General features: G+C 58.6%; 12 protein-coding genes. 10 read left to right on the top strand and 2 right to left on the bottom strand.

The features are described 5' to 3' along the window. Nucleotides 1-248 (bottom strand): phenylpyruvate tautomerase MIF-related protein (locus RI563_RS05660; RefSeq protein ID WP_310693387.1); only part of this gene is annotated, 248 nt, incomplete at its 3' end. Between the two features lie 49 nt (nt 249-297). Further along, complete coding sequence (locus RI563_RS05655) at nt 298-744, bottom strand: DUF4124 domain-containing protein (RefSeq protein WP_310693386.1); 447 nt, start codon at nt 742-744, stop codon at nt 298-300. Between the two features lie 271 nt (nt 745-1015). On the opposite strand from RI563_RS05655, the gene RI563_RS05650 reads away from it, so the two are divergent. The 10 genes from RI563_RS05650 to RI563_RS05605 form a co-directional block, all read left to right on the top strand. After that, nucleotides 1016-2734: an acetolactate synthase 3 large subunit gene (locus RI563_RS05650; protein ID WP_310693385.1), complete on the top strand. Its 1719-nt coding sequence runs from the start codon at nt 1016-1018 to the stop codon at nt 2732-2734. Further along, nucleotides 2734-3228, top strand: a complete 495-nt coding sequence (gene ilvN, locus RI563_RS05645) for an acetolactate synthase small subunit (RefSeq protein ID WP_310693384.1) — start codon at nt 2734-2736, stop codon at nt 3226-3228. Before RI563_RS05650 ends, ilvN begins: the two co-directional genes overlap by 1 nt. Nucleotides 3229-3267: 39 nt before the next feature. Further along, nucleotides 3268-4284, top strand: coding sequence for a ketol-acid reductoisomerase (gene ilvC, locus RI563_RS05640; protein WP_310693383.1), 1017 nt, complete (start codon nt 3268-3270; stop codon nt 4282-4284). A gap of 146 nt (nt 4285-4430) precedes the next feature. After that, nucleotides 4431-5195, top strand: a complete 765-nt coding sequence (gene pssA / locus RI563_RS05635) for a CDP-diacylglycerol--serine O-phosphatidyltransferase (protein ID WP_310693382.1) — start codon at nt 4431-4433, stop codon at nt 5193-5195. Nucleotides 5196-5498: 303 nt separating this feature from the next. Then, nucleotides 5499-7049 carry a 2-isopropylmalate synthase gene (locus RI563_RS05630; RefSeq protein WP_310693381.1) on the top strand — a complete coding sequence of 517 codons (1551 nt, stop codon included), beginning with the start codon at nt 5499-5501 and terminating at the stop codon, nt 7047-7049. 198 nt (nt 7050-7247) lie between these two features. After that, nucleotides 7248-7982: a uracil-DNA glycosylase gene (locus tag RI563_RS05625; protein WP_310693380.1), complete on the top strand. Its 735-nt coding sequence runs from the start codon at nt 7248-7250 to the stop codon at nt 7980-7982. A gap of 18 nt (nt 7983-8000) precedes the next feature. Beyond that, the gene (gene rimI / locus RI563_RS05620; RefSeq protein WP_310693379.1) at nt 8001-8471 is read left to right on the top strand and encodes a ribosomal protein S18-alanine N-acetyltransferase; all 471 of its coding nucleotides are present in this window, start codon (nt 8001-8003) and stop codon (nt 8469-8471) included. Between the two features lie 27 nt (nt 8472-8498). Then, complete coding sequence (locus RI563_RS05615) at nt 8499-9284, top strand: inositol monophosphatase family protein (RefSeq protein ID WP_310693378.1); 786 nt, start codon at nt 8499-8501, stop codon at nt 9282-9284. A gap of 178 nt (nt 9285-9462) precedes the next feature. Beyond that, on the top strand, nt 9463-10080 hold the full coding sequence (locus RI563_RS05610; protein WP_310693377.1) for a DUF502 domain-containing protein: 618 nt from the start codon (nt 9463-9465) through the stop codon (nt 10078-10080). 102 nt (nt 10081-10182) lie between these two features. Continuing rightward, nucleotides 10183-10905, top strand: a 723-nt coding sequence (locus RI563_RS05605; protein WP_310693376.1) for a GTP-binding protein, incomplete at its 3' end; no start/stop codon positions are given.

The raw sequence follows: 10905 nt of genomic DNA, 5'->3' as shown, positions 1-10905 counted from the left end.
AGGCCGCACAGGGCCTCGGAGAGTGCCGGGGTTTTGTCCTGCGGCAGGCCGATGCTTTTGAGTTCCAGGTAGGCGAGGGGATCGGTGCTGCCGCCGAACGACATGGGGACCGGCGGCTCCAGGGCCACCATCACATAGCGCTCGGGCTTGCCCAGCTGCCCGGCCACCAGGGCGGAGGCGGCACTGATCAGTTGTTCGCCCCGGTCCGGTTCGACGCTCAGATTGGTCTGGATCTTGAGAAGCGGCATGCTAAAACTCCGTTACACTGGTCAGTCCCCGTAGGTCAGTCCCTGTAGGTCAATCACAGAAATCCTGAATCGCCTGCTTGGCTTCGTCGATCTTCTGTTGACGTTCCTCGTCGCTGATGCGCACGACTTCGCCCTCTTCATTGCGAATGCGACGATAAACGGTGTAAATCTCCAGGTTCTTTTTCGCGGCTTCGCAGTTCTTTTCGCGCATCTGTTCAGCCTGTTGCTGCTCGCGGGCAACAGTGTCATTCTGTTCTTCGTCCTGTTGCAGGCCGGGCGACGGAGGGCGGCTGGCCGGCGCGGAGTCGCTGCCGGGCCGGGCTTGAGAGGAGATATTGCTCATTACCTCGTAAGGCGTATCGGGGTTCTCGGGCGGATTCTGGGAGTAGACCGTGTTGCCCGACTCGTCCTGATACTTGTAGGTGGCGGCCAGAGCCGTCGGGGTCGCCAGGGCGAGCAGCAGGAGCAGAGCGAAAAGCTTGTTAATTGATTTCATGACCGTATTCTGCACAGATTGTGGTTAAGTGGTTAAAAAGCCTGTCTCAGGATTGGTTTTCGCACGTCGCGCCCGCCGGGTCAAGGTACTGTCGCCAACAACCACGACGGCGGTCCGGAAATTGTGTCGCTGAGGCAGGTTTTGCCGGCTTTCTGTCGACATTCCGTGTATTTATACCGTTTTACTGATTATAATGGGCGTTTCTGCCCGTTGCGACGGGTATTTTTTCGCAACGACGCAACATTTCTGGAATGCATCGGGAGTAAATAACGTGAAACTCAGTGGAGCCGAAATCGTAGTCCAGTTCCTGAAGGACGAGGGCGTTGAATACGTCTTCGGCTATCCGGGCGGCGCGGTTCTGCACATCTATGACGCTCTCTTCAACCAGGAGGAGGTCAAGCACATCCTGGTGCGCCATGAACAGGGAGCGACCCATTCGGCCGACGGCTATGCCCGCGCCACTGGCAAGCCGGGCGTGGTGCTGGTGACCTCCGGTCCGGGGGCGACCAATGCCGTAACCGGCATTGCGACCGCCTACATGGATTCGATTCCGATGGTGATCATCACCGGTCAGGTGGCGACGCATTATATTGGCAGTGACGCCTTCCAGGAAGTGGATGCCGTCGGCATCACCCGACCCTGCGTCAAGCACAACTTTCTGGTGAAGCGGGCCGAGGACCTGGCCGAAACCCTGCGCAAGGCGTTTCATGTGGCGACCACCGGCCGCCCCGGTCCGGTGGTCGTGGATATCCCCAAGGATACGACCGACCCGAATATCAAGATCGATTATGAATACCCGGGGGAAGTCGAGATGCGCTCCTATCAGCCGGTGGTCAAGGGCCACCCTGGTGAGGTCAGCCGCGCGATCGATCTGATCCTTTCCGCCCGACGGCCGATGATCTATACCGGCGGCGGGGTGGTGTTGAGCAATGCCGATGTCGAGCTGATCGAGTTCACCCGCAAGCTGGGTTACCCGATTACCCAGACCCTGATGGGCCTGGGCGCCTATCCGGCCAGCGACAAACAGCATCTGGGCATGCTCGGCATGCACGGCACCTACGAGGCCAACATGGCCATGCATGAGTGTGATGTGTTAATCGCCATCGGCGCGCGGTTCGACGATCGGGTTACCGGCGACGTCAAGCAATTTTGCCCCGATGCGAAGATCGTACACATCGATATCGATCCTTCCTCGATCTCCAAGAACGTGCGGGTGGATATACCGATAGTCGGTGATATCAAGCATGTGTTGACGGACATGAACAAGGCGCTCAAGGCGTCGAAGAAAAAACCGGATGCCAAGCTGCTGGATCAGTGGTGGCAGCAGATCGAAACCTGGAAGAGTAAAAACTGCCTGCGCTACGATCGCAACAGCGCGCTGATCAAGCCGCAGTTCGTGATCGAAAAGCTGCACGAGGTGACCGGCGGTGACGCCTATGTGACCTCAGACGTGGGCCAGCACCAGATGTTCGCCGCCCAGTTCTATCCCTTTGACAAGCCGCGGCGCTGGATTAACTCCGGCGGCCTGGGCACCATGGGTTTCGGACTGCCTGCCGCACTGGGTGTGCAACTGGCCTATCCCGACAGTCAGGTGGCCTGTGTGACTGGCGAGGCCAGTATCCAGATGTGTATTCAGGAGCTGTCCACCGCGCTGCAATACATGCTGCCGGTCAAGATCGTCAACCTGAACAACCGTTACATGGGCATGGTGCGCCAGTGGCAGGAGTTCTTCTATGACAGCCGCTATTCCCATTCCTATCTGGATGCGCTGCCTGATTTCGTCAAACTGGCGGAAAGTTACGGTCACGTGGGTATGCGTATTGAGCAGCCGGGTGACGTGGAAGGCGCGTTGAAGGAAGCCTTCGCCATGAAGGACCGGCTGGTGTTCCTGGACTTCATCACCGACCAGACCGAAAACGTCTATCCGATGATTGCCGCCGGCAAGGGTCATCATGAGATGCACCTGTCGCCGGAAAGAGAGCTGGCCTGATGCGACATATTGTTTCTCTGTTAATGGAAAACGAAGCCGGTGCCCTGTCCCGGGTGGCGGGGCTCTTCTCGGCGCGCGGTTACAACATTGAATCGTTGACCGTGGCGCCGACCGAGGATCCCTCCCTGTCGCGCATGACCATTGTCACCAGCGGTTCGGAAGAGATCATCGAGCAGATCTTCAAGCAGCTGAACAAGCTGGTCGATATAGTCAAGCTGGCGGATATTTCCGAGGGCAACCATATCGAACGGGAACTGATGATGGTCAAGGTCTCGACCCCCTCGGATCAGGAACGGGCCGAACTCAAGCGCATGGCGGATATTTTCCGGGGCCGGATTCTGGATGTGACCGATGAAACCTTCATCATTGAGCTGACCGGTAACGGTTCCAAGCTGGATGCCTTTTTAAGTGCCGTTGATTCGAATCTGATCATCGAAACGGTACGTTCCGGTGCCACCGGTATCTCGCGTGGCAGCCGGGCACTTCGTGTTTAATCTTCAATTAATTAAAAACTGGATTGGCAGGTATTACGTATGAATATCTATTACGACAAAGATTGCGATCTCTCCATCATCAAGGGCAAGAAGGTAGCCATCATCGGTTACGGTTCCCAGGGACATGCCCATGCCAACAACCTGAAAGACTCAGGCGTCGATGTCACGGTTGGCCTGCGTGAGGGTTCGGCTTCCGCCAAAAAGGCGCAGGAAGCCGGCCTGAGCGTCAAGAATGTCCCCGAAGCCGTGGCCGGTGCCGATGTGATCATGGTACTGACCCCGGATGAGTACCAGGCGCGGATTTACAAAAACGATATCGAGCCGAACCTGAAAAAAGGCGCCACCCTGGCTTTCGCCCACGGCTTCAGTATTCATTACAATCAGGTGGTACCGCGTGACGATCTGGACGTGATCATGATCGCCCCGAAAGCACCGGGCCACACCGTGCGCAGTGAATTCGTGCGCGGTGGCGGGATTCCCGATCTGGTTGCGATATTCCAGGACGCCTCGGGCAAGGCCAAAGAGACCGCCATGTCCTATGCCTCGGCCATCGGCGGCGGGCGTACCGGCATCATCGAAACCAGCTTCAAGGACGAGACCGAAACCGATCTGTTCGGCGAGCAGGCCGTGCTGTGCGGTGGCGCGGTGGAACTGGTCAAGGCCGGGTTTGAAACCCTGGTGGAAGCCGGCTATGCCCCGGAAATGGCTTACTTCGAATGTCTGCACGAACTGAAACTGATCGTGGATCTGATGTACGAAGGCGGTATCGCCAATATGAACTACTCCATCTCCAACAACGCCGAGTACGGTGAGTACGTCACCGGCGCCAAGGTGATCAACGAGGAAAGCCGCTGGGCCATGAAAGAGGCCCTGCACAACATCCAGACCGGTGAGTATGCCAAGAAGTTTATCCTTGAAGGCATGAGCAACTATCCGGAGATGACTGCCATGCGTCGGCTCAACGCCGAACATCCGATCGAGCAGGTCGGCGGGAAGCTGCGTGAGATGATGCCCTGGATCAAGGCCAACGCCCTGGTCGACAAGAGCAAAAACTGAGCGCGTCACGTTCCGCTTGAGCAAAAGGCCGGTTGAAAAACCGGCCTTTTGCGTTTGGGCCGCTGAAATTCCATTTCACGGGGCTCTGCAGGGGGAGGGGGATTACGTTATGATCAATATCTCGTTTTTAACAAGCGTTTGATTTGATGAGCAGAAAATCCCAGACCGACCAGCATCGTCGCGGCATCTATTTGTTGCCCAACCTGTTTACCACGGCGGCCCTGTTCTCCGGGTTTTACGCGATTGTGGCGGCCATGCACGGCCGCTTCGAGCCGGCCGCGATTGCCATTTTCGTGGCCATGCTGCTGGACGGGATCGACGGGCGGGTGGCACGCCTGACCAATACCCAGAGCGATTTCGGCGCCGAATATGACAGTCTGTCGGATATGGTCTCCTTCGGGCTGGCGCCGGCACTGGTGATCTACGAATGGGCCCTGTCGGATCTGGGCAAGCTCGGCTGGCTGGCGGCCTTTATCTATACCGCGACGGCAGCGCTGCGCCTGGCCCGTTTCAATACCCAGGTGGAGCATGCCGACAAGCGTTATTTTCAGGGGCTGGCCAGTCCCTCGGCGGCGGCGATTATCGCTGGCGGGGTCTGGGTGGGCGAGCACTACGCTGTTTTTCCCGTCCAGTTCGATTATCTGGTCTGGGCGATCACGGTGCTGGTGGGTCTGCTGATGGTCAGCAATGTCCGCTATTACAGCTTCAAGACCTTCAATCTGCGTAACCGGGTGCCGTTTGTGGCTATTCTGGTGATTGTGCTGGTGCTGGTGCTGGTATCGGCCAATCCGCCGGTGGTGCTGTTCAGCGTGTTTTCGGTTTACGCCCTGTCGGGACCGGTACTGACCCTGATCCAGTTGCGCCAGCGTCGCGCCGAGCGGGATCAGGCCCATCGCCACGAGGAGTCGTAACAGGGGCTTGGAAAACGGCGGAACAGACGTTATATTGAGTCTAAATGATTGAGCGAAATGCCCGGACAATGACGAGCCCGAACCACAGCGACATCTCTGTCACTGCTTCCCCGATGCAGGGTTTGCCCCTGTTCGTCCGGTTGACCTCCCTGGATGCTCTCCTGAATCTACGACTGCTGCCCTGAGGGGCAAATAACGCAGACGACGCGCCGGGCTGGGCGCCAGAACCTCACAGCCCAACAAGCACAGAATTTTCAGGTTAACTGCCAACCCATGCCATAATGGGTTATCAGGAGAGAGACAATGAGCGACGACAGATTAATCATATTCGATACCACCTTGCGCGACGGCGAGCAGAGCCCCGGCGCCTCCATGACCAAGGAGGAGAAAATCCGGATCGCCCGCGCCCTGGAACGCATGCGGGTGGACGTAATCGAGGCCGGTTTCCCGGTGGCCAGTACCGGTGATTTCGATGCCGTGCGCGCAGTGGCGCGCAGCATCAAGGACAGCACCGTGTGTGGTTTGTCCCGCGCGCTGGACAAGGACATCGATCGTGCCGGCGAAGCGTTAAAAGAGGCCAACAGCGCGCGCATCCATACCTTCATTGCGACCTCGCCGATTCATATGAAGATGAAATTGCGCATGGAGCCGGACCAGGTGGTCGAGCAGGCCGTGCGTGCGGTCAAGCGGGCGCGCCAGTACACCGATGATGTCGAGTTCTCCGCCGAGGACGCGGGGCGTTCCGAGCTGGACTTTTTGTGCCGCATTGTCGAGCAGGTGATCGACGCCGGCGCCACCACCATCAATATTCCCGACACCGTTGGCTATAACGTGCCGCAGCAGTTCGGCGAGACCATTCGCAATCTGATCGAACGGGTGCCCAACTCGGACAAGGCCGTGTTCTCGGTGCATTGCCATAACGATCTGGGGCTGGCCGTGGCCAACTCCCTCTCCGCGGTATTGAACGGCGCCCGCCAGGTGGAGTGCACCATCAACGGCCTGGGCGAGCGGGCCGGTAACGCCTCGCTGGAAGAAGTCGTCATGACGGTCAAAACCCGCAAGGACATCTTCCCCTGCACTGTCGAGCATCTCGATACTCGCGAGATCGTGCCTACCTCCAAGCTGGTGTCGGGCATTACCGGTTTTGCCGTGCAGCCTAACAAGGCGATCGTCGGCGCCAACGCTTTCGCCCATGAATCGGGTATCCATCAGGACGGCGTACTCAAAAGCCGTGAGACCTACGAGATCATGAGCGCCGAGGATGTCGGCTGGTCGGCCAATCGCATGGTGCTGGGCAAGCACTCGGGCCGCAACGCGTTTCGTTCGCGGCTCAAGGAGCTGGGTGTAGAGTTCGCCTCGGAAGACGAAGTGAATGACGCCTTCGCCCGCTTCAAGGATCTGGCCGACAAGAAGCACGAGATCTTTGACGAGGACTTGCAGGCGCTGGTGACCGAAACCGGCATCTCCGCCGAGAACGAACACATTCAGCTGGTGGCCATGCGGGTCTGCTCCGAAACCGGCGAGACCCCGCACGCCAACGTGACCCTCAACGTGGATGGTCAGGAAGAGCAGGCCGAAGCCGACGGCGGTGGCCCCGTGGATGCCGCCTTCCGGGCCATCGAGCAGGTGATCCACAGCGGCAGCGAACTGCTGCTCTATTCGGTCAACAACATCACCAGCGGCACCGACGCCCAGGGCGAGGTTACCGTGCGCATGGAAAAAGGCGGGCGGATCGTCAACGGCCAGGGCGCCGACACCGACATCGTCATCGCCTCGGCCAAGGCCTATATCAATGCCCTGAACAAGATCGTCTCCCCGGTCGAGCGGGAACACCCTCAGGCCGCCGACGTCTAGTCGGCGGCCTGTCAGGGCCGAGGGACGAGTGACGAGGGACGAGGAAAAGCGTTAACCACCAAGACGCCAGGGCACCAAAAATGCACAATTATTTTTTTCGTGCCTTGGTGTCTTGGTGGTGAGTTTTCAAGCTGTTTTCCTCGTCACTCGTACCTCCGTCACTCGTCCCTTTTCTTTCAGAGGTGGTAAACTCTGACCATGTCTCCGGTTTCCGAACAACAACGCCGCTATCTGGATGCGATGGGCATCGATGTCTGGGTGCGGCGCGATCTGGTGCTGCCGGAGTCCGAATCACAAGCCGAGTCGGTAGTGGCCGAGGTGCCGGAGCCGGCGACACCGGTGCAGGCACCAGACGAGGGGTTGCCGGATGTCAGCGAGCTGGACTGGGAGGCGCTGCGTCAGCGGGTGGCGTCCTGCCAGTTGTGCGAGTTGCACCAGGGGCGCACCCGGACGGTGTTCGGGGTGGGCAATGAGCAGGCGCGCTGGCTGATTATCGGCGAGGCTCCGGGGGTCGACGAGGATCGCCAGGGCGAGCCGTTTGTCGGGCGGGCCGGCAAGCTGCTCAATGCCATGCTGCAGGCGGTGGGATTGTCCCGCGAGCAGGTCTATATCGCCAATATTCTCAAGTGCCGGCCGCCGAATAATCGGGATCCCCGTCCCGAAGAGGCGGCCTGCTGTTTTCCCTATCTGCGTCGCCAGATCGAACTCATTCAGCCGGATTTGATTATTGCAGTTGGCCGTATTGCCGCCCAGCGGCTACTCGACTGCAACACGCCACTGAACCGGTTACGGGGCAGTGTGCATCATCTGGAATCTACCGGCACCCCGGTCATCGTCACCTACCATCCGGCCTATCTGCTGCGCAGCCCGGCGGACAAGCGCAAGGCGTGGGAGGATTTGCTGTTTGCTCACTCCCTGACAACCGGCGAATAACCGGTATACTTGTCCGGTATGAGCGCGGTTTTCAAACAGGCAGATGACGGTATCCGCGCCATGACCCCGACGGATCTGGATGAGGTCATGGCGATCGAGGAGGCGATTTATAACTTTCCCTGGACTCGCGGGATATTTCGCGATTGTCTGGCCGTCGGCTATCCCTGCCGGGTTTTGCAAATCGAAGGCCGGCTGCAGGCCTACGCGATTCTCTCCATCGCCGCCGGTGAAGCCCATATCCTGACCCTGTGCGTCAATCCCGAGTCCCATCGACGCGGTTACGGTGAACTGCTGCTGGGCGATATAGTGCAACTGGCCCGGGAACGCCGCGTCGATTCGGTATACCTGGAAGTTCGCCCCTCCAATCAGGCGGCCATTCGTCTGTATGAGAAAACCGGCTTTCAGGAGATCGGCATTCGCCCCGACTATTACCCCGATGAGTTCGGTCGTGAAGATGCGCTGGTGATGGCGCTGTCGCTCGGCGACTGATTCTTTCCGCTTAACTTATTGGTCTTTATGAATTCAGACATACTCATCTCGCTGATCCGAACCGCCGCGCGCGAGGAGCTGATGACCCGCTTTACCCGGGTCAAACGCGGCATCAAGGCCGACGGCAGTTTTTTGACCGAGGCCGATCTCGCCATGCAGGAACGGGTCGCCCGCGAATTAAACCGCCACGAGCCCGGGATATTATTCCTGGGTGAGGAGATGGCCTTCGAAGAACAACAGGCCTTGTTGCAAAGCGACAAGCCATTGTGGGTGCTGGATCCGCTTGATGGCACCAGTAACTACGCCTCGGGCATTCCCTGTTTCTCGGTATCGCTGGCGCTGATCGAGGCGGGCGAGTTGAAACTCGGCCTGGTTTACGATCCGGTGCGTGACGAATGCTTCAGCGCACAACGGGGCGAGGGCGCCTGGCTCAATGGCGAGCGACTCGTTCCCCTCGACACCGGGTTGAGTCTGAAACAAAGTACCGGCCTCATCGATTTCAAACGGCTGGCACCGGCGCTGGCAACCCGACTGGTCACCGAGATACCCTATTCATCGCAGCGCAGCTTTGGCTCAGTGGCGCTGGACTGGTGCTGGATTGCCATCGGCCGCAGCCATGTCTATCTGCACGGCAAGCAGAATCTGTGGGATTACGCCGCCGGGCACCTGATCCTGAGCGAGGCCGGCGGGCAGTCGTGCACCCTGGAGGGCGAGGCCGTGTTTAACAACAGCCTGCAACCGCGCTCGGCGGTGGCGGCGCTGGATCCCGGATTATTTGCCGCCTGGACCGACTGGCTGGGAATCAATCGCTGAAAAAGCACGGGTGAGTATGCCTGCTCCCCTGCAAACACCCGTTGATCGAGTATTTGGAACATTAGGTAGTGTAAAAGCGTGTAACGGAGCGTGTTACGAGTCCAGCCTGGCTGGTATAGTCAGCAGAGGCTGATCATGACCCTTGCCGGTGTCGGCATCCGGCCAGCAGGAGAAGACAATGTCATATCTATGGAAGAATGTTTTCAAGGGACTGGCCACGGTACTCCCGGTTGCCCTGACCGTTTATCTGATTTACTGGCTCGGTCTGAATATTGAAAAAGGGCTGCATCCGGTCATTACCTCGATGGTGCCGGAAGCGCACTATATTCCCGGGATGGGACTGGCGGCCGGGGTGGTGCTGCTGTTTTTCCTGGGACTGGCGGTCAATGCCTGGATCGTACGCCAGTTGATCTGGGTGGTGGAGAAGCTGCTGGAGCGGATTCCGCTGGTTAAATCGATTTACGGCTCGCTGCACGATTTCATGGATTACTTTGCCGCCGGCAAGAGCCGCGGCGGGCTCAAGCAGGTGGTGCTGGTGAGCTTTGGCGAGGCGAAGCTGATCGGGTTTTTGACCCGCGAGCGGATTGAGGATATTCCCGGCCTGGAAGCGGGCCAGGGCGATGATATTGTCGCCGTATATATGCCGCTGAGTTATCAGATCGGGGGCTATACCCTGTATATGCCGCGCTCGCAGATCGAACCCATCAAGATGTCCATGGAAGACGCCATGCGTCGGGTGCTCACCGCCGAACTGTCCAAATCGGCCCCGGGCCATAAGAAGCGGCCCACGAAATAATCCCGCTCCGGCGCCCCTCCCTCCGGGCGAGAGAGGCTTCTTACCCTGCACAGCGGCGCGGCTTTTTTGTACAATGGCGCTCTTTTTACAGCTGGACCCTTCATGAGCCGTTATCTCGACGAAACCCATCGCCGGCGCACTTTTGCGATCATCTCCCATCCCGACGCCGGGAAAACTACCGTGACCGAAAAACTGCTGCTGTTCGGCCGTGCCATCCAGCAGGCGGGGACGGTCAAAGGGCGCAAGTCGGATCGCCACGCTACTTCCGACTGGATGGCGCTGGAGAAGCAGCGTGGTATCTCGGTGACCTCGGCGGTGATGCAGTTTCCCTACAACGAGCGGATTATCAACCTGCTGGATACGCCTGGCCATGAGGACTTTTCCGAAGATACCTACCGTGTACTGACTGCGGTGGATTCGGCGCTGATGGTGATCGACAGCGCCAAGGGTGTCGAGGAACGGACCATCAAACTGATGGAAGTTTGCCGTCTGCGTGATACGCCAATCCTGACTTTCATCAACAAGCTGGACCGTGAAGGGCGTGAGCCCATCGAACTGCTGGACGAAGTTGAAAAGGTACTGGGTATTGAATGTGCACCCGTTACCTGGCCTATTGGCATGGGCAAGGGTTTCAAGGGGGTCTATCACCTCTACAACCAGAGCATCCATCTTTTCAGTGCCACCCATGGTGGAAAAATCCAGACCGGTGAAGTCATCCAGGGGCTGGATAGCCCGAGACTCGACGAACTGCTTGGCAGCGCGGCCGATGAACTGCGCGAGGAGATCGAACTGGTGCGCGGTGCCAGTCATGAATTCGATCTCGAC

It is taken from the genome of Thiohalophilus sp. (genome assembly GCF_031581315.1).
In the GTDB taxonomy this organism is placed as follows: Bacteria; Pseudomonadota; Gammaproteobacteria; order UBA6429; family Thiohalophilaceae; genus Thiohalophilus.
Note: the sequence above shows the minus strand (reverse complement) of the source record. Positions and strands in the feature narration are given on the sequence as shown.

Bases quoted from the DNA above. Each gene is read 5' to 3' on its own strand.
- RI563_RS05655 (WP_310693386.1), bottom strand. From the start codon at position 744: ATGAAATCAATTAACAAGCTTTTCGCTCTGCTCCTGCTGCTCGCCCTG.
- ilvN (WP_310693384.1), top strand. From the start codon at position 2,734: ATGCGACATATTGTTTCTCTGTTAATGGAAAACGAAGCCGGTGCCCTG.
- ilvC (WP_310693383.1), top strand. From the start codon at position 3,268: ATGAATATCTATTACGACAAAGATTGCGATCTCTCCATCATCAAGGGC.
- pssA (WP_310693382.1), top strand. From the start codon at position 4,431: ATGAGCAGAAAATCCCAGACCGACCAGCATCGTCGCGGCATCTATTTG.
- RI563_RS05630 (WP_310693381.1), top strand. From the start codon at position 5,499: ATGAGCGACGACAGATTAATCATATTCGATACCACCTTGCGCGACGGC.
- RI563_RS05625 (WP_310693380.1), top strand. From the start codon at position 7,248: ATGTCTCCGGTTTCCGAACAACAACGCCGCTATCTGGATGCGATGGGC.
- rimI (WP_310693379.1), top strand. From the start codon at position 8,001: ATGAGCGCGGTTTTCAAACAGGCAGATGACGGTATCCGCGCCATGACC.
- RI563_RS05615 (WP_310693378.1), top strand. From the start codon at position 8,499: ATGAATTCAGACATACTCATCTCGCTGATCCGAACCGCCGCGCGCGAG.
- RI563_RS05610 (WP_310693377.1), top strand. From the start codon at position 9,463: ATGTCATATCTATGGAAGAATGTTTTCAAGGGACTGGCCACGGTACTC.